This window comes from Candidatus Cloacimonadota bacterium (assembly GCA_020532085.1).
GTDB lineage: Bacteria > Cloacimonadota > Cloacimonadia > Cloacimonadales > Cloacimonadaceae > Syntrophosphaera.
On sequence record JAJBAV010000016.1, the window covers coordinates 21,606 to 40,078 of the forward strand.

21 protein-coding genes are annotated in these 18,473 nt (G+C 57.4%); 14 read left to right on the plus strand and 7 right to left on the minus strand.

The window, feature by feature from the left end; genetic code table 11:
- The first annotated feature begins 11 nt into the window (after nt 1-11).
- From LHW45_05745 to LHW45_05760, 4 genes are all read left to right on the plus strand, one after another.
- Nucleotides 12-638 (plus strand): hypothetical protein, encoded by a 627-nt coding sequence (locus tag LHW45_05745; protein MCB5285074.1) that lies wholly within the window; start codon nt 12-14, stop codon nt 636-638.
- A gap of 2 nt (nt 639-640) precedes the next feature.
- Nucleotides 641-1,834, plus strand: a complete 1,194-nt coding sequence (locus tag LHW45_05750; protein ID MCB5285075.1) for a hypothetical protein — start codon at nt 641-643, stop codon at nt 1,832-1,834.
- Nucleotides 1,835-1,846: 12 nt separating this feature from the next.
- Entirely contained in the window at nt 1,847-2,464 is a 618-nt protein-coding gene (locus tag LHW45_05755; GenBank protein MCB5285076.1) for a hypothetical protein, read from the plus strand.
- Nucleotides 2,465-2,562: 98 nt separating this feature from the next.
- Nucleotides 2,563-5,436, plus strand: a complete 2,874-nt coding sequence (locus tag LHW45_05760) for a hypothetical protein (GenBank protein MCB5285077.1) — start codon at nt 2,563-2,565, stop codon at nt 5,434-5,436.
- A 117-nt stretch (nt 5,437-5,553) separates the two neighbouring features.
- On the opposite strand, the gene LHW45_05765 is transcribed toward LHW45_05760, so the two are convergent.
- Genes LHW45_05765 through LHW45_05785 form a run of 5 tightly spaced genes read right to left on the minus strand, consistent with a single transcriptional unit; the run spans nt 5,554 to nt 8,801 of the window.
- Entirely contained in the window at nt 5,554-6,414 is an 861-nt protein-coding gene (locus LHW45_05765; GenBank protein MCB5285078.1) for a hypothetical protein, read from the minus strand.
- Nucleotides 6,401-7,255, minus strand: coding sequence for a hypothetical protein (locus LHW45_05770; protein MCB5285079.1), 855 nt, complete (start codon nt 7,253-7,255; stop codon nt 6,401-6,403). Before LHW45_05770 ends, LHW45_05765 begins: the two co-directional genes overlap by 14 nt.
- A 22-nt stretch (nt 7,256-7,277) precedes the next feature.
- The gene (gene yidD, locus LHW45_05775; GenBank protein ID MCB5285080.1) at nt 7,278-7,703 is read right to left on the minus strand and encodes a membrane protein insertion efficiency factor YidD; all 426 of its coding nucleotides are present in this window, start codon (nt 7,701-7,703) and stop codon (nt 7,278-7,280) included.
- On the minus strand, nt 7,700-8,392 hold the full coding sequence (locus tag LHW45_05780; GenBank protein ID MCB5285081.1) for a hypothetical protein: 693 nt from the start codon (nt 8,390-8,392) through the stop codon (nt 7,700-7,702). Before LHW45_05780 ends, yidD begins: the two co-directional genes overlap by 4 nt.
- A 52-nt stretch (nt 8,393-8,444) precedes the next feature.
- Nucleotides 8,445-8,801, minus strand: a complete 357-nt coding sequence (locus LHW45_05785; protein MCB5285082.1) for a hypothetical protein — start codon at nt 8,799-8,801, stop codon at nt 8,445-8,447.
- A gap of 287 nt (nt 8,802-9,088) precedes the next feature.
- On the opposite strand from LHW45_05785, the gene LHW45_05790 reads away from it, so the two are divergent.
- The 7 genes from LHW45_05790 to LHW45_05820 all read left to right on the plus strand — a co-directional run bounded on the left by LHW45_05790 (nt 9,089) and on the right by LHW45_05820 (nt 15,655).
- A complete protein-coding gene (locus tag LHW45_05790) occupies nt 9,089-9,907 on the plus strand; it encodes a YjbH domain-containing protein (GenBank protein ID MCB5285083.1) in 819 nt (272 codons plus the stop codon).
- A gap of 544 nt (nt 9,908-10,451) precedes the next feature.
- Nucleotides 10,452-11,192 (plus strand): hypothetical protein, encoded by a 741-nt coding sequence (locus LHW45_05795; GenBank protein MCB5285084.1) that lies wholly within the window; start codon nt 10,452-10,454, stop codon nt 11,190-11,192.
- Between the two features lie 22 nt (nt 11,193-11,214).
- Nucleotides 11,215-12,213 (plus strand): hypothetical protein, encoded by a 999-nt coding sequence (locus tag LHW45_05800; GenBank protein MCB5285085.1) that lies wholly within the window; start codon nt 11,215-11,217, stop codon nt 12,211-12,213.
- 119 nt (nt 12,214-12,332) lie between these two features.
- The gene (locus tag LHW45_05805; GenBank protein MCB5285086.1) at nt 12,333-12,917 is read left to right on the plus strand and encodes a hypothetical protein; all 585 of its coding nucleotides are present in this window, start codon (nt 12,333-12,335) and stop codon (nt 12,915-12,917) included.
- 10 nt (nt 12,918-12,927) lie between these two features.
- Nucleotides 12,928-13,362 carry a hypothetical protein gene (locus LHW45_05810; GenBank protein MCB5285087.1) on the plus strand — a complete coding sequence of 145 codons (435 nt, stop codon included), beginning with the start codon at nt 12,928-12,930 and terminating at the stop codon, nt 13,360-13,362.
- A 52-nt stretch (nt 13,363-13,414) separates the two neighbouring features.
- Nucleotides 13,415-14,170: a hypothetical protein gene (locus LHW45_05815; GenBank protein MCB5285088.1), complete on the plus strand. Its 756-nt coding sequence runs from the start codon at nt 13,415-13,417 to the stop codon at nt 14,168-14,170.
- 393 nt (nt 14,171-14,563) lie between these two features.
- A complete protein-coding gene (locus LHW45_05820; protein ID MCB5285089.1) occupies nt 14,564-15,655 on the plus strand; it encodes an iron-containing alcohol dehydrogenase in 1,092 nt (363 codons plus the stop codon).
- Between the two features lie 4 nt (nt 15,656-15,659).
- Here LHW45_05820 and LHW45_05825 read toward each other — a convergent pair whose 3' ends face one another.
- Nucleotides 15,660-15,989, minus strand: coding sequence for a DMT family protein (locus tag LHW45_05825; GenBank protein MCB5285090.1), 330 nt, complete (start codon nt 15,987-15,989; stop codon nt 15,660-15,662).
- On the minus strand, nt 15,986-16,846 hold the full coding sequence (locus tag LHW45_05830; protein MCB5285091.1) for a pyridoxamine kinase: 861 nt from the start codon (nt 16,844-16,846) through the stop codon (nt 15,986-15,988). The genes LHW45_05825 and LHW45_05830 overlap by 4 nt, the downstream gene beginning before the upstream one ends.
- A 213-nt stretch (nt 16,847-17,059) precedes the next feature.
- Here LHW45_05830 and gcvH point away from each other — a divergent pair, with 213 nt between their 5' ends.
- Genes gcvH through LHW45_05845 form a run of 3 tightly spaced genes read left to right on the plus strand, consistent with a single transcriptional unit; the run spans nt 17,060 to nt 18,465 of the window.
- A complete protein-coding gene (gcvH, locus tag LHW45_05835) occupies nt 17,060-17,440 on the plus strand; it encodes a glycine cleavage system protein GcvH (protein ID MCB5285092.1) in 381 nt (126 codons plus the stop codon).
- Nucleotides 17,441-17,452: 12 nt separating this feature from the next.
- A complete protein-coding gene (gene gmk, locus LHW45_05840) occupies nt 17,453-18,079 on the plus strand; it encodes a guanylate kinase (GenBank protein MCB5285093.1) in 627 nt (208 codons plus the stop codon).
- On the plus strand, nt 18,076-18,465 hold the full coding sequence (locus LHW45_05845; GenBank protein MCB5285094.1) for a hypothetical protein: 390 nt from the start codon (nt 18,076-18,078) through the stop codon (nt 18,463-18,465). Before gmk ends, LHW45_05845 begins: the two co-directional genes overlap by 4 nt.
- The last annotated feature ends 8 nt before the right edge of the window (nt 18,466-18,473 follow it).

The following is an 18,473-nucleotide window of genomic DNA, read 5'->3' on the forward strand; positions in this document are numbered from 1 at the left end:
AGAGGTCTTAGATGAAGAAGACAGTCCCCCTATTGATAGTGATAATCGGAGGATTCATCTGGCTGGCCTGGGTGTTTGTGCCCCACAGGCTGCTGCAGGATGTTTTCTACTACGAGTTCTACGTGCCTTGGGTACGCGCCATGGCGCCATTCGGCATGCTGCTGGGCGTGATGAGCCTCTCCATGATGCACTACGGCAAGATCAAGCGCAAAGCCCCCAAATGGCAGTACAGCTTCTTTTTCTTCGCCGGCTTCATCATCACGTCGCTGGCCGGCTTCATCGGCGGGACCCAGAAAGGCGGGCTCTATATGTGGCTGTTCGAAAACCTGCAGATGCCGATGAGCGCCACGATGTTTTCCCTGCTGGCCTTTTACATGGCCTCCGCGGCCTACAAAGCCTTCCGTGCCAGATCGCCAGAAGCCACCGTGCTGTTGGTGGCGGCCATAGTGGTGATGCTGGCCCAGGTGCCGCTGGGGGTGAAGATCAGCAAATATTTGCCGGATATCTCCCAATGGATCCTGGACGTGCCGAACCTGGCCTCCAAACGCGGGATCATGCTCGGCGTGGGCCTCGGCAGCGTGGCCACCACCCTGAAGATCCTGCTGGGAATTGAACGTTCCTACCTGGGAGGAGACTGATCATGGAAGAAAAACTGACCTTCTTTGAGCGCATCCAAAGGCTCGACCGCCGCTGGATCTACATCGTTGTCGCCCTGGCCATCATCATTCCTTTGATGATCCCCTACAACTCCGACAACGTGACCTCTCCGCCCACCGAAAACGTCTATCAGATGGTGGATTCCTTCGCCGGACGCGAAGACCGCGCCATCCTGATGAGCTTTTTCCACGACGCCTCCACCATGCCGGAGCTCTATCCCATGCAGATAGCCATTCTGCGCCACTGCTTCGAGCGCAACGTGAAGGTGTTTTTCCTCTCCTTCCTGCCCACCGGCGCGCCCATCATCGACATGGCCATCAACTCCGTGAAGGAAGAGTATCCCAACATCAAGAGCGGCACCGACTATTGCAACTTCGGCTACATCCCTTCCGCTCTCATCATGCAAACCATCATCGGCATGGGCGACAACATCGCCACCGCCGTTCCCACCGACGCCGAAGGCCGCAAGGTGGAAAACCTGCCCATCATGAAAGGCATCAACAACTACACGGAAATGAACCTGGTGATCGAGTTTTCCGGCTCCGTCGCGGGGGGCTACTGGCTCACCTACGCGCGCCCCAAATTCGGCACCAACATCGCCGTGGGCGTTACCGCCGTGATGGCCGCGGATGAATATCCCTACCTGCAGACCGGACAGTTCATCGGCATGCTGGCAGGCCTGAAGGGCGCCGCCGAATATGAAAAACTGGTGGACGTCTTTGCCGCCTACCGGGCTCCCGGCGACGAGATGAACCCCTACACCGACGCGGAAGGCAACAAAGTGCTGCCCGGCCGTTCCTTCAGCGACGACGTGCTGGAAAAACCCGAGGTGCAGGACCTGATCAAGATCACCACCCAGACCGAGGCCAAGTTCACGCCCGCGGAGTTCCAGAAATTCGTCCAGACCTATTCCGAGGAGGACCGGGCCAAACTGGACCAAGCAAAACAGGAGGCCGACGGCAAGATCGTGATCGACGTAAGCAAACTGAAGGAGGACGATTTCGCCCCCGCCACCTGGGACGCGCTGAACCGCATGACCCGGAACACCCTCTACAAGTTCAAGGTAGCCCGCATCGGCATGAACGCCCAGTCCGTGGCCCACATCATGATCATCGTGTTCATCCTGATCGGAAACATCGGCTACTTCATCCAGAAAGCTCGCCTCGGCAAGCAATAAAGGGAGGAAAAAATGACCTTCGAACTCTTCAGCAACCTCGTGGGTGCCTTTTTCACCCTCTGCATCTTCTCCTTCCTTTACAAGGACAATCCGTTCTATCAGATGTCCGAGCAGCTCCTGGTGGGAATTTCGCTGGGCTATTCGCTGGTGCTCACCTATGAAAGGGTGTTCATACCTTATTTCTACCAGCCCATCTTCCTCAAACACGAGTGGATCCTGATCATCCCCAGCATCATCGGCATGTTCTATCTGCTGCGCTTTTCCCGCAAGCTCAGCTGGCTGTCGCGCTATCCCATCGCCTTTTCGATGATGGGAGTGGGCGCCTCGGTGGCGCTGGCCATGCACAACAGCATCCTGGTGCAGATGCGCCAGGCCATGGTGCCGATCGAGAACGTGAACCTGGCCCTCATCTTCCTGGGCACCATCGCCGTGCTGCTCTATTTCTTCTTCTCCAAGGCCCACACCGGGGTCTATGGGAAGTTTGTGAGCGTGGGCAAATGGTTCATGATGGTGGGCTTCGGAGCTTCCTTCGGCCTCACCGTGATGGCCCGTATCTCGCTGCTGATCGGGCGCATCCAGTTCCTGGTGAACGACGTCTTCCTGGCCATCAAACAGGCCATCGCCGGCTGAGCGTTACCGCGTTTATGAATATGGGGGAAGCTTTTCCGGGCTTCCCATCCTTGTTTGTTTGAATCTGAACCGGTGGGCGAGGCCCATGGGATGAACGCATGAATGAAATGATGAAGCTTGGGTTGCTGCTGCTTCTGGCGGCGGCGCTGTTACTGACGGCCTGTGTGGGCGGGGACGCAACTGAGGCGGAGATAGGGGAATTTGTCGTCCTCGACATGCCTCACGACGACGGCAGCGGGGTTTTGCTGAAATGGAAGCCCTTGGGCGGCGAACACAGGATCATCCAATACAACATCTACCGCGGCGCCAGCCCGGACAGCCTGTTTTTGCTTTCCCGCCAGGAAGTGGACCCCAACGCCGGAGTGGCCGGCAACTGGCTGAATTTTGAGGACAAGGGCTTCAACCCCCTCATCGAGTTCGAGACCGCCCCGGGCAAGCTGAAAAAAGAAAAGCAGCAGGTGGCTGAGGGGACCCTTTACAAAGGCGTTCCCCGGGATACCAAGATCCTGGGTGAAATGCTCCGGCACTATGATGTGATCGGAGACATCAAAACTTCCAAATATTACAACGGCTCGCAGCGGGTGGAACTGGGCCAGGGTGAGGACAAAGAGGTCTGGGCCGGCTACCGGCTGAACCAGTTCAACAACCTCTATGCCAATCCCAAGGCTGAACACAGCTATTACTACTGCGTGGTGCCAGTCAGCGAGACGGGAAAATTCCTGGCCGCGACCCCGGTGCTGAAGGTGGTTCCGGTGAACAACCGGCCGGATTCCACCGCAGTGCTGCACACCAGCTATCTTACCGATACGAACGAGCTTCGCTTCGAGTGGTCACCGCCTTTGGGCAGCGAAAACATCGTGGCCTGGGAGGCCTGGCTGATGCCCCGCAGCCTGCTGCCGCAGTTCCAGGCGGACCAAAAGGCCAACGCCACCGCTCCGGACAGCGTGTTCAACGCCAACTGGCAACAGGGCTCCATCCTTGTTCACCAGATGGAACCGAGCTACTGGTCCCAAAGTTTTTACGACAAGGTGGACCTCAACGCCACCCAGGTGCGCTTGCCCGCCCCGGCGGAACTGGCCAACTGGGTGCCGGTGCTTACCTACGCCAATTTCTGGTCATCGGAGGACGGCAGCCGCCAGGAGTCTTACCAGGCGGCGGCCCTGGGTGAAAAGCTGCAGATCAAGGCCTCAGCGGACCTGCCCCGGCTGCCCGAATTCAGGGTGTTGGACAAAGTTTACGACAAAGGCGACAACATCATCGTCTCCTTCGGCCGGCCCTTTGCCTTTGTGACCCAGGCCTCCTGGGTGAACAAGGCCAAAACCAGGCTGCGGGTGAACTATGAGATCGCCGATAACGGCCACGAGAAGGTTTCGCGGCTGCGGCTGCTCTTTCTGGATGCCGATGGCAAAGTGTTGGATGAAGTTCTGGAGAACTATCCGGACAAGATCATCCATGCGAACTTACCAGCCGGCCGAAACCCCGAAACCGGCTTCAGCGTTGAGGTGTTCACCGAACTGCAGGGAGAAGGTAAGTTCCCGGCCCCGCCCATCAGCCAGAAGGTGGTTTACGATCCCCAGGCCTATCGCTTCAACGGAGGCACGGTTACCAGCGCCAACCAGGAACTGAACCGCATCTACTACGACATTTTCAGCAAGAACAATCTGAGCGGTTCTTACAGCCCCGGCATGCGCATAGGGGCCCTGAGCCGTTACTACGAGCATCTGGTGCCCTTTGAGGATACCCAGATGCCGCTGATCAGCAAGATCGACCCCAAAACGGGCCTGGTGCTCACTGACCCGCACTTCACCGTAGCGGTTGATCCGGCCTCCGGCGCCACCCTCTCTCCCAGCCTGTATAAACAGGACATGGAAGAGCATCTCAAAGGCCTGGCTGCCGGGATCGCGGAATTGAAACAGACGGTGGCCCCGGGGGACACCCTTTCGGAAGCGGCCCAGGAACTGAAAGCCAGCGAGGCGGAGCTGGCCTTCATCAAAGGCCATCCGGCGTATCAGGCCGGCAGCAAAGCCACCAACGACAAGGCCTGGCGCCGCGTAATGCTAAAGGAACTGGACCAGAACTCCCGCGCCTACCAGTATGAACTGCTGGCCACCAACGGCAAAGGGCTCTGGGCGGATCAGAGCGATCAGCCGGAACTCAAACCGTCCGGTCCCGGGATCGATGCTCCGCTGCATCCCAGGGGCGAGTGGTTCGACAAAACCAAGCTGGCCACCCTGCTGGCCTCCATCATCCTGGGGCTGATGGTGGTCTATGCCATCTTCCAGGCCCGGCGCAAGGACCTCTACATCCGTCCCATCGCCGGTTTGGAAGAACTGGACAACGCCGTGGGCCGAGCCACGGAGATGGGCCGTCCGGTGATGTTTGTGCCCGGCTGGGGCACGCTGGGAGATCCCTGCACCATCTCGGCCATGATGATCCTCAACAAGATCGGCGGCAAAGCCGCGGAATATGACATCCGGCTGATCGCGCCCCAAGTGGACTATCTGGTGCTGCCGCTGGCCCAGGAAATGGTGCAGACCGCTTTCAACGAGGCCGGCCGCCCCGACGCCTACAACCAGGATGACATCTACTTCGTTTCCGACACCCAGTTCGCTTTCTGCGCCGCCGTGAACGGCATCACCGTCCGGGAAAAGGTGGCCACCATCTTCTACATGGGCTACTTCTACGCGGAAGCCCTGCTGATGACCGAAACAGGCAACCAAAGCGGCGCCATCCAGATCGCCGGCTCGGACGCCATCACCCAGATCCCCTTCTTCATCACCACCTGCGACTACACCCTCATCGGCGAGGAATTTTACGCCGCCTCGGCCTACCTTTCCCGCAACGTGGAACTGGTGGCCATGCTCAAGGCCCAGGACTATTTCAAGATCCTCATCGTGATCTGCGTGCTTGTCGGCACCGTGATCTCCAGCCTGGGCATCAACGCCTTCCTGAATTTCCTGCCGATGGAGTAGGCGCAAAGCATTACAGAATTGTCTCCGGGATGCCAGGCTATGGCGTCCCGGTTTTGTTTGTGGGAGATGGGGCTGGTCTTGAGAGCGGTTGTCTGGCCTGGCGGACCGGCCATCCCGTCAGTATTGCCGGATCAGCTCTCCGTAGAGTTCTGTGGCCGTTTGGACCAGCTGTTCCCGCCTCTCCCTGTTCTTGTCTTCCGCGATGAGCGCCGCCCGGACCCGGGAACCCTGATAGTATTTCCAGAATAGCCAGGCGATGGGGACCAGCTTCACGTACTGGCCGCTCAAAGCGCTTTCCACAAACCACCAGATGATGGCGGAATTGATGGCCAGGGAGTTCACGCCGTTGCTCCAGTCGCCCGCGTAAAACTGGCCCAGCCCGGGCAGCCAGCTGGACAGGCTTTTGGCCAGGCCGGGGTCTTTGGTCCGGGCGACGCGAGCCTCATCCACTGCGGCAAGCAGCGTTTGCGTTTCCGGCGCGTCCTGCCTGCCGGTCAGCTGGGCATAGTCGCGGATGGCGGGTCCGGCCTCGTACCATTTGGCCTGCAGGATGTAGTTCAACCCCAGCAGAAAGGCGGCTCGTTCCCGCACCGCTGGATATCTGCCCGTGCGGGCTTCGCGGAAGAGGATGAACTCGGCCAGGCTGAAGTTTCGCGCGTTCATCAGCAGGATGGCATTATCGATGGTGTACTCCGCTCTCAAGCTGTCCGTAGCCGCGGCGAAAAACGCTTTTTCCACATATGCCAGGGCGTCCCGGTATTCTCCCAATTCCCCGCTGGCAAGGGCGAGCCGCAGAAAAACCTCCCCGGAAACGCGATCCTCGCCCTCATAGCTCACATAGCGCTTGTATTCGGTGATGGCGGCATAGGTATCGCCGCTGGCCCGCAGGGAGTCGGCCACGGCCAGGAGGGCTCCGTGTTTCGCCGGCAGTGAGGCCAGCCAGGCCAGGCAGAGGATCAGCAGGCTAATTCTCCGCATTGATGATGCGTTCCAGTTCTTTGCGCAGATCGTTCTGCGTGCGCTCGTTGAAGTTTCTGGCGGATACGGCGGAGCCGTATATGTTGCCCAGATAGAAATAGGCTGTCACCGCCCCGAACAGCCAGCCGTCAAAGGATTTGAGCCCCGCTTCGCTGAAGCCTTCCCAGGCGCGCCAGCCGGAAAAAACGCAGATGATGAAAGTGGTCACGCCGTCCCAGATCTGGCCGGTGTAGAGCTTGCCGCTGCCGGGCACCAGGGTGGACATCAGCGCGGCCAAAGCAGGTTTTTTGGCCGGCGCGGATGCGACCCGGGAGATCAGTTCCGCAAACTTCAGAGAATCGGCCCCGCCCAGTCCGAAGCTCAGCTCCCGGGCCAGGTCCAGTTGCCCGGTGGCCAGATGGTTGGCCATCCGCAGATGGTCCAGCCGTTGCGTTTGCCGGAGGCTGGTGGAATCGATTTCCGCCAGCAGGTCCAGGCTTCGTGCGTGCGCCTTCAGGTTGAAATGGTTGGCTGCCTGCAGCAGACCGGCCTCCACCCCGAGGCTGGATTCCCTGTCCCGAATCGCGGCGAGGAGCAGGTTGGAGCGGGAAAAATCCCCCAGCCGGCGCTGGCAGAGTCCCGCCAGATAGCGCAAGGTATCAGCCGTGGCCAGGGTGGAATCCGCCAGGGAATAGTGCCAGGCCAGTTTCTGATACTCATCCGCGGCGCGATGGTAATCCTGTTCGGCCAGAAGCTGGGAGGCGAAGCGGCGGTTCAGCCGCAGCATATGTTCCAGGCCAGGGTTTTGGGCAAAAAGAGGCACAGCGGCCAGCAGGAAGGCCAGAACGGCCAGGAGGGGCATCTTGCAGCCTTGCCGCATCAATTCAGGGCCAAAGCCGGTATTTATCCACCGGGTCACGGATGATCCCGTCTTTGATGTCGGCAGGATCGTAATATTCGTAGCCCAGTCCGTTGCAGCGCAGAACTCTGTCCGCGCCCATCAGGATTCCGAGGATTCCATATCTGGAAAAAGCCTCCCGGGTGAAGGCGGAACAGCTGGGCTCAAACATGCAGGCGGGCTCATTCTGCGAGGAAATGAAGGTCTGATAGAGGGTCAGCGCTCCGTTCACCAGCAGCTTCAGCTGGTCCGCGTTGGTGAATCCGCGTGCTGGTGCCGATGAGGCTTCCGGGTCTGGGGCTGGCCGGGTTGCCGGGGGCGGGCTCACAGTCCGCGCGTAATCCTCCGCCGGAGTGGCATTCAGGCCCACCCCTGCCAGCAGCAGCAACAGCCAAAAGATCAGCTTTTTCATTCCTTGCTTTGGTCCAGTTCCCGCTCCAGCGCCTTGAATTGGTCCAACAGGACGGAGTAATCGGCGAACTCCGGGTTTTGATACTCGATGGTCTCGGTTCTCGGTCCCGCCTCGGTGAGCTGCCAGGCGCAGGTTTTAAGGGGCACCTGATAGCCGTGGTGGGATATGTGCCGCGCATAGGTGTTGGCGGCCACCAGCACCTGTTCGGAGTTGTAACTTCTGCTTGCCACCAACGCCTGCCCCAGGTAGTTCAGTTCCACCAGGCTTATCCTTGCCTTCAGCTCATCCGGGGCCTGCCACAGCACGGTGAGCGTGTCCTGGTCCACGCTGCTGGAGAGGATGGTGAAGCCGAGTTTGGAAAGCCCGAAATCCTCTTGCACCGCCGAGATAAGCGCGGAGATGAAGGGCGGCGACACCTCAGTTTTTTTGGGGATCTTGTAGCTGGCCTGTTGCTCCGGATAGTGCACCAGAAAGTAGTCATCAGTGTAATGCAGCCATTGGGACAGAGGCTCCTCCACGAAGATCATCACTTCGCCCGGAAACTGGATGCGGATCTTGCCGGAGCTGTGTTCTTCGCCTCCGGCGGTTTGCAGCGTGCGCTCAAAGTCAGCCCCAAAACCTGGAAAGGCCTGCGCCCCCAAGCTCAGGGACAGCAACAGCGCCAAGGCCGCGAGGGCTTGTTTCGCCATGGGAAAAAGGCCGGTCAGCCGGGATCAGCCCGGCTGGCCGGGTCTGTGATCGTTATAAAGAGGCCGCGTACAGCAGATAATACAGCAGACAGGCTGCCGCGCAGACACCCACACCGATGATCAGCCCGGTGGTCAAACCGCCGTCCCGGCTTTGATACTGAACGGAATAGTCGGTAACGTAATCCGCCGGTTTTCCCAACACGTCGGATTGGGGCAGGTTTCCGGAGGGGATTACTTCGGGGTAGTATGCGTTGCCGGATCCGGATGGCGCTCCGCCAAAACTTACGGGAGCGGACATTTCCTGCGAAACTTCAAAGCTCTCCGCTTCCGGCACGGCTGCCGCCTGACCCCAGGCTGCCGCCACAGAAACGACCAAAAACAAAGCGGTTAGTACGATGTACCTGTCCATTTTGTGACTCCTTTATTTTTGCGTCCACGGTCGGCTTGGCAGCTGCCGCGAACCCTTTGATCGCGCATATCAGGCCGGATCAGCCTGCTCTTTTCCGCATTCCAGCATCCACTGCGCAGGGCTGGCCCCACCAGCGGAAACTTTATCCACGAGCGGTGACACTCTATTCACCCATTACTTCTGTCAAGTTTTTCTTGTGGCTTTGTCACAAAATATGTCTTGACGGAAAATCTGCCCGCCGAACGATTACCTAAGACTGAGAAAAACACCAATCGGTGGAGGATAGCATGAAACAAGTGATCCTAATTTTGTTTGTTCTGTCGGCTCTGACTGCTGTAAGCGAAGCCGCGCCCCTGCAAACTTTGGGAGGGCTGCGCACCCCGGACGCCTATCTTATTCCCCACAGATCCGTGAAAGTGACCCTGGTCGGCTATTACAGGAATGTGGAAAGGCCTTCCTATGTTGACCAGGACAAAAACGGCCTCCATTTTTACGGCATGGTTGGGGTGGGTATGTTCGACTGGGCTGAAGTGGCTTTCTTTGGCGGAGATTATGTCTACTTTTTCGATGCCAAACTGCGGCTGCTGAAAGAATCCAAGTACATCCCCCAGATCGCGGTTGGCATGGATAACATCCTTTCTCCGGTCAATCGGCGCCGTTCTCAGGATTATCGGCCCTATTGGGATCCGGAGATTGGAGATGAAGGGGCACCATCGTCCGTTTATGATCCTCATGATCTTGGCTGGATCGATCATCCCGACAAGGTCGACTATGAGTATTTTTCGCCATATTTTGTTTTCTCGAAAGAGGTGTATATAGGAGTCGAATTAAGCATGGGTATGGGAGCCAACAGCTTCACTGGCACGGTACCAAGTATGTTAAGCGGTGTCTTTGCCTCGGTTGAGGTTCGGCCATTCGACGAAATATCGTTCATGGGCGAATATGACGGCAAGGATTTCAACGCCGGGATAAAGTACTCCTATCGAAACCTGGACGTAAGACTGGGGGCCGAAGCCGTGGAGGACTTGGCCAAAGGGTCGGAAGGCAACGGCTACGAAAACAATCTCCGTCTGGCCTTGGGTCTGGCCTACGAATTCTCTTTTTGAGGTTTGCGCTAAGCGGCTGCCATTTTAGCTCACGATAGTCTTAGCTTAACCCACCCGGGTTCCGGAGAGACGTCCCCAACGGACAAAAACCTAAGCCTCCAGTACTCTGCTTTTACTCCGCTTTTGCTCTGTTTTTCTCTGTGGTAATAAACCTCTGTGTCCTCCCCATCTCTGTGCCTCTGTTTTTAGATTAGTCATCCCCCATTGTGCCTCGGAATAAATTCCGGGCACCCAACAGACTGAAGTCTATGCTACAAAGTTCCTCCATCCGCTTCTTCTCTGCCGAACTCTGCTGCTCTGTGCTGAACATTTCTCTGTTTACTCCAAGCCTCGCCCTTATTACACTTCCGGTCCACCTCCCCTTGGCTTCCCGCACACTTCCCGCCTGCCAGGCGGGAAGTGTGCGGGAGGCAGACAAGGGGTGAATGGGATGGGGCCAAGGGCCGATTGATCTGCAAACTTTTGCGGTACGACAGTAAAAATCCCTTTGCGCGGAGCTTTTCCCGCTTAAATTGTAAGCAAGATAAATTTCCTGGAGAATGAAATGAAACGATTCCTGCTTGCACTATCCCTGTTGGTGGCGCTGAGCCTGGCTTATGGCCAGTTTTCCGCCGATCTGGAAACCGGCTTTGTTTTCCCCGGTTACAACGACGCGCGCATTCCCAACGCAGATACAGACCTTAGCACCCCTTTTTCCTTTGTGGACGATTTTGACGTCGATCCCCAGCTCTTTGGACGCCTCAACCTGCACTGGCTGGTGCATCCCCGCCACGAGATCTCCCTGCTGGCCGCGCCGCTGAACATCGAGCCAGTGGGCACCCTGGACCGTGACATCATCTTCATGGATTCCACATTCGTGGCCGGAATCCCCATTCAGGGACGCTACAAATTCAACAGCTTCCGGGCTCAATATCTCTATCGCTTCAAAAACCAGAAGCAGATCCTGCGGGCCATCGGCCTGAGCGTGAAGCTCCGCGACGCCGTGATCTCCCTCGAGCAGGGCGATGTCTATGCGGAAAAGACCGATCTGGCGCCCGTGCCGCTGATCGGCATCGAGCTGGGCTACGACTTCAACGATAAATTCAGCATCCTGCTCAAAGGCGAGGGCCTCTGGTCGCCTTTCGGACGCGCGGAGGATTTTCTGCTCTCCACTCGCTACAACATCAATGACAACGCCACCATGTACCTTGGCTACCGCTTCCTGGAAGGCGGCTCGGACATCGATGAACTGCTCACCTTCGCCAGTTTCCACTATCTGACCCTGGGCACGCAGGTGAGATTCTAAACATCTCCGGCAAGGAGGAAAAATGGGCAAGATCAAGCTTCAGGGCGGAGTTCACAGCTCCGCCCTGCTGTTTTCAATAGTCTTGGCACTGATCCTGCCGGGACTGCTTTTTGCCGTTGAAGCCGCTCAACCGGATAAATCTTCCCGCCGGGTGATCAGCTTCGCCGGAAGGGACTGGTGGGTGAAAAATGAATTCTGGGGTCCCGGACCGAACCACTTTTCCGACAGCGAGGAAAGCGTCTGGGTGGATGCCGATGGCAAGCTGCATCTGAAGATCCGCCAGATCAATGGCGTCTGGAACTGCGCCGAGGTCTGGACCCTGGCCCCTGCCGGCTACGGCATCTACCTCTTCTGGCTGGAAAGCAGGGTCGATCTTTATGACCAGAACGTGGTGGCCGCGCCCTTCCTCTATGCCGACGACCTGCGCGAGATCGACATCGAGTTTTCCCGCTGGGGCGATCCGGGCTACCCCTGCGGCAGCTACACCGTTCAGCCCTACTACACCGCGGGCAACCATCATCCCTTCCCGGTGGAACTGAACGGATCCTGGACCTCCCACTCCTTCCTCTGGCAACCGGATTACGTGTATTTCCGTAGCCTGCACGACCATTTTTTTGAGCCGCCTCAGCCTTACTACGTGATCGAAGAATGGACCTACACCGGCGCAGACATCCCTGCCGAATCCGCGGACATGCTGCTGCACATCAATCTCTGGCTGCTGGGCGGCATGGCCCCCACCAACGGACAGGAGGCCGAACTGGTGGTCTCCAACGTCTTCGTGACTCCCGGCATCTTCATCGAGCCACCGGACCTGCAGATATCCAGAACGGATACCGGACAGCTCCACCTCAGTTGGAACGCCGTACCCAACGCCCTCAGCTACGTGGTATGCCAGGCCGATTCGCCTCTCCCCTTGAGTGGCCCGGGTTGGACAGAGCTGCCCGCCACTGAGAATACTTGGTTGGAATTGGATGCTACCGCGGTAAGAAAGTTCTATCATGTAAAGGCGGTGCGGGAATAAAACAGATGGCTTGATGACGCCAGTGTCAATCCAGACTTGATTTCGACATATTTTCATTGACAAATTCATACAGACTTTTTGGATGACCAAATGCATTCATGAGTAACATTGGAGAAAGGATGAAATTGTCTTGGTTCTCTTTTTTTGTATGTGTTTTGGTGACAATCCCCGTCTTGGCTGATGGGTTTGTGGGAAATGGTTTGGGTGCTGAGAATATTCATGGGCAAGATGTCGATCTGGCTCAGATCATATCCTACATACGTACAGGGGAAAGTGGATTAACGGGTGCCAACTCTGTCGGACTGGAACTCAATGGCGTAAGCGGAGGTTATGCTGCACCTGCAAGTTATGAGCATTACTCAACCTCAAAAAATAAGAGAATTCTGCGTATTGTAACCTTGGGACTTTCAGCAGCTTCATTCGGCACTTCTTTTTACTTGTACAACCGCAGCAACTATTATTACGATCAATACCTGACAGCGACCCAAATTGATGAGATCCAGCAGTATTTCAGCCTGGCTCAAACTCCAAGATATTATTCAGGAGTTTTTTTGGGACTGGGCATTGTAATCTTGGGCTATACCGTTTTTGACTATTTCCTGACGACTGATGTTATAAGCTTCGAAGCTCTGATCGATCGCCTTGAAAACTATGACAGTAAGACTGTAGGTTTATGTCTGGATGGGATCCGGGTGCGCTTTTAGGATGGCCCCGATGAAAACCAAACTTTTGCTTGCCGCTATGGTCCTGCTGCTCACCGCGGCCTGCCTCAAACACAACAACCCCCTCGATCCCTATGACAATCCGGACATCATCGTGCCGGACCAGGTAAGCGGCGTGCAGTGTTTCGCCTCCCCGGCGGGTTCCGCCAACAAATTCGTAGAGGTGCGATGGATCGCCAACCCGGCCCTGAACACCGATGGCTACTATGTTTACCGGGGGCTGGCCTATAATTCGGATTATGCCGTGGTGGACTCTGTGGCCACCAGCATCTGCAATCACGGTGCGGAGCCCTGGTATTCCGTTTTGCCAGGTGATTACTGGTACAAGGTTTCCGCGTTCAGGGATGTTTACGATGATTCCGGAACCTACCTGGGCAGGCTGGAAGGACGGCGCAGCGAACCCCGATTTATTAGGGTACCTGCGTGAAACTTAATAGTTAAACGTACCCCAGTACGAAAAAAATAAGAGGAGAGTGAAAATGAAACTCCACTATGTTCTCTTCCTGGCTGTAATCGTGTTGCTGAGCGGCTGCTCGACCACCAAGAGCTACGTTCTGTCCTACGAACAATCGGCCGCCCTGGCCATCGAGAAGGCCATCATCGACATGAACCTGCCCGCCAAGCTTTCCGGCACGGTATCAACCTCAGACATGATCACTTTTGGCTCGATCGAAGAAGTAACGACTTCAGACGCTGATGTGATCGTGGCAGTGGAAGACGCTGTGATCCGCCAATTTGTGAATTCGGGTTACAAGGTTTTGGAGCGGGATTTCGACCAGATCCACAAAAACTGGATAGACTCCGGAAAAATCAATGGAGCCAATCTTTCATTCAAGTTCCAGGAGGGGATGAAACCGGCTTATGAAGTGACCAAGAATGGCGCTTTCGAACTTACTCCCGCCACCAAAGTTGTCACCTACAGGATCAACGAACTCGGCATCATGTATACGCCCATCAAAAACTCAGCCGGTTACGTGGAGGATGTGACAAGAAACGCCAGGGTGATCATGAACGTGCGGGTGGAGAATCCCGCCACCAACCAGATCCTCTACAGCAATACCTTTGAAGGCAATTACGAAGATGTTTTGCCAAACGCCCATGCGAGGAATCTGGAAAACATCCACTACCGCTTCCATCCATACAATTACCCTGTGTCCAATCCCAACCGCAGGATCGACGACACTGGCAAATTGATCGACAACAGCCAGGAGACACAAAGGAAAGGCTGTATGTAAAACGGGCCAGCCCGAGCTGACCGTTTCAATTTCACGCCCTGCCCACTGCCGGGAATGCCAATGGTTCTCACCGGGCCTTTGGGGCTGGGCGGTGTAAGTTCTGCTGGAGCCGAGGCGCTTGGGTTCCTCGACTCCAGCCTTTTCTGTGAGGCAAAAAAGCTCTCTTTCAAACCGAGCGGTTTGAGGGACAAAATGATCGAAGAACCTTAACCCAACAAGTATCGATTCGTCATTCCGGACGCAGGTGCTTTAGCGCCGGAGATCCGGAATCCAGCCCTTGCTGGAATAGCCAGTCCAGCCGATCCCTCCACCTACTCGATTTGAAAGATAGCCTAAAAAATCCTTGACAGCAAATCCGCGAAAGGTTAGAAACGCCCTAGCGAGGTACACAGCATGATCCATCTACCCACGCGGATCCAATTCGGAGAGGGAGCGCTGCTGCAAGCGGCGGGCCAGCTCCTGAATCTGGGCAGCCGGCCCCTGATCGTTACGGGGCGTTCCAGTGCCAGGCTCAGCGGCGCTTTGGACGAACTGATCGTGGTTTTGGAACGGGCCGATCTGGACTGGGAGCTCTTTGACCAGGTGGAGGAAAACCCCAGCCTGGACACCGTTCTGGCCGGGGCCAAAGTCCTACGTGAGAGCGGCTGTGACTTCCTGATCGGCATCGGCGGCGGCAGCCCCATCGACGCCGCGAAAGCCATCTCCCTGGCCGCGGCCAACTCTCTGGGCCGCGATGAGCTCTATCAGACGGACAGATTCAGGACCGCCCTGCCCGTGGCCGCCATTCCCACCACTGCCGGCACCGGGACGGAGGTGACGCAGTACTCCGTGCTCACCGATCCCCTCAGCGGCATCAAGGCAGGCTTTGGACACGATCTGGCCTTTCCCCGTCTGGCGGTTTGCGATCCGCGCCACACCCTCAGCCTGGATCCCGCCGTTACGCTCAACACAGCTCTGGACGCCCTTTCCCACTTGCTGGAAGGCATCTATTCGAACCAGCGCGACCCCCTGCTGTACCCTCTCATCCACAGCGGTGCCGGGGCCATCCTAAAGCATCTGCAATCTGTTTTGGAGCAGCCGCAAGACTTGGCCGGAAGAACTGAGCTGATGCGGGCCTCGCTTTTCGGGGGCATCACCATCGCCCAGACCGGCACCACCCTGCAGCATTCGCTCGGCTATCCGCTCACAACCTCATTTGGCCTGCCCCACGGGCTTAGCAACGCCGTGGTGATGCGCCAGGTGCTGGAGCTTAATTATCCCGCCCTGAATGGAGAACTGGATGCCCTCTTCGCCGCTTTGGGACTGAACCGTGAAGGTTTCACCGCCTGGCTGGGGGAATTGCCCATCGGCGTGAAGCTGGAGCTTGACGACTCCTTCATCGAGAAGAGCGTGGGCGAGGTTCTGGCCAGCCGCAACATGGCGAACAACCCCATCGAGATCAGCGCCGGCCAGATCAGGGATATCTACCGCGGCCTGAAGGGATGAGGGCTCACCACTTTTTGAAAATGAAAAACACCGCCCCGATCAGGAAGAGAAAGCCCACCAGATAGTTCCAGCGGAATTCCTCCTTGAGGTAAAGCACGGAAAAGACGCTGAAGACCACCAGCGTGATCACCTCCTGGATGGTTTTAAGCTGGTAAGCGCTGAAAGTGCCGTGCCCGATGCGGTTGGCCGGCACCTGGAAGCAATACTCGAAAAAGGCGATGCCCCAGGAGATCAGGATCACGGTGAGCAGGGGCGCGTTCTTGTGCTTGAGATGCCCATACCAGGCGAAGGTCATGAAGATGTTGGAAACAAAGAGCAGGATGACTGTTTTCAACCTTTCACTCCATAGTAGGAGCGCAGGTCCCACTGCATCAGGTGTTCCATGGCGATGCCCTCCCTCCGGTCCGCTCCGGGAGGCAGCTCTTCGAGGATGGCGCGGCTCATGATCTCCACCGCGGCACGCAGGGAAGCCGGCAGCGAAAAACCGTTCATCCTTCCGGCCAGCAGCAGCGCGGAAAAACAATCGCCCGCCCCGGGGTGTTGACCGGGACTCACGGCAAAGGGATGGCTGCTGATGCTGTCCGTGAGCGCGTCGTAATGCAGCACCTCCAGGCTGTTGGGATCCCCGGTGGGAACGGAGGTCACCACGATCTGGCGCGGTCCCGTGACCGCGATGGCCCGGCACCAGGCCAAAACCTCATCGGGATTCGCCCTGGCGGTGGGATCGGCCCCGGCCAACAGCGCCGCTTCAGTGAAATTGGGGGTGATGATCTCCGCCGCGGTGATCAGCTGGCGCATGGCAGCCACGATGGATCCGCCGAAACAGGAGTAGAGCCTGCCCTGATCGCCCATCACGGGATCCACGGCCACCAGCGTGCCGGGCTGCCTCAGCCGGCCAATGATCCCGCCCAGCAGGTCTGCCTGCTCCGCGGAAGCCAGAAAGCCTGTGCTGATGGCGTCGAAACGCAGTTCCAACCGCGTCCAGTGCTGCGCAAAAGCATCCAGATGGTCGCTGAGGTCGATCCACCGCGGATCCGGATAGTCCGTATTGGCGGAAAGAATGGCTGTGGGCAGGGCGCAAACCCTGATCCCCAGCCGGTACATGATGGGGATGAAGGCCATCAGCGAGGTGTGGCCGAAGCTGGAAAGGTCGTGGATCGCCAGGATCCTTTTGCTGGCTGTGTGCGTCATCTTTGCTACCCTCAGGCAGGGATTTTCTCCACTCGTTAGGCGCCGCCGCATTTGGTCAAGCGGAAAAAATCCCCCCGAAAAAAGTTGCCCCACCTCAAGCCCGTTTCAGCAGCGGAAGAGCGGCAGCCGCTGGCAAACTTGTGCTTGACACAAAAACGCCCTGCGGGGATTTGGCCTGATACAGCTGTATAAGCACTAACACAGGAGGATACAATGTTTGTACCCGATGATCTATACTACACCGAAAGCCACGAATGGGTGAGCGTCAAGGACGGCCTCGCCACAGTCGGCATCACCGATTTTGCCCAGCACGAACTGGGGGAGATAGTTTTTCTGGAACTGCCCGAAGCCGGGGCGAAGGTTTCCGCCGGAGAGCCCTGCGGCACCATCGAAGCCGTGAAATCCGCCGAAGACCTCATCAGCCCGGTCAGCGGCCTGGTTGAGGAAAAAAACCAGGAAACCGAAGACAGCCCCGAAAGCATCAACCAGTCGCCCTATGAAGAAGGCTGGCTGTACCGCGTGCGCCTGAACAACGAAGAAGAACTGGCCAACCTCCTTACCGCCCTCGAATATTCCAAACTCATAGAAGGCTGACCCCGGCAAGCCGTGATCACCAAAAACAAAAACTTCCTCATCATTCTCTCCGCCCCTTCCGGCGGTGGCAAGAGCACCATTCTGAACGAAGTGCTGAAGGCTCACGCGGGCATCGACTACTCCGTTTCCTACACCACCCGGCCACCCCGGGGGCAGGAACAAAACGGCGTGCACTACCACTTCGTGGATGAGGAACAATTTCTGGCCCGCCAGGCCGAAGGGGATTTTCTGGAAAGCGCCAGGGTCTTCGGACGCTGGTACGGAACCTCCATCAGCTTCATCCAGAGCCGCCTTGCCGCCGGCCGCCACGTGATCATGGACATCGACGTCCAGGGCGCCGCCCAGATCAGCGCCACCGCCATACCCTATGTGAAGGTCTTCATTGTGCCGCCCTCGATGGAAGTTTTGCGCCAGCGCCTCCTCGACCGCGCCACCGATTCACCCGCGGAGATCGCCAAACGCCTCACCGTTGCCCGCCAGGAACTGGAGTTCATCCCCGCCTACGACTATCTGGTGGTGAACGACTTACTGTCCGACGCCGTTGCCGACGTCCTCGCCATCGTTCGCGCCGAGGAAAACCGCGTCAGCCGCTACCGGGAGCCGGTCGCCGGCTTCCTTGCCCAAGGAGCAAACTCATGATCGATAAAAACATCGAAACATTCCTCGAGAAAACCGACCTCAACTACCTTTTCTGCCTCCTGGCCAAACTGGAGTCGCAGAGGCTCACCCAATTGCCGGTTTATGTGCGCCAGCGCTTTCCTGAGAAGATCTCCGTGCTGTCCATGGAACACGTGGCCTCGAACGAGGTTCCGGATTATTTCGCCGAGATCGAGGAGGCAAACGAGATGATGGCCAAAATGGCCTCACCTTTCGCCGATGAAGACCCCGAAACCGGAGAAGAGACCTTCGACGATTCCGAGGAGCACATCGAAGAACTGCTTCACGACAACCTCGACCGTTATTCCGACGAAGACGACGACGAAGAATTCACTTTCGGCGACGACCAGGACGACGAGGAAGAATAGCCGGACCG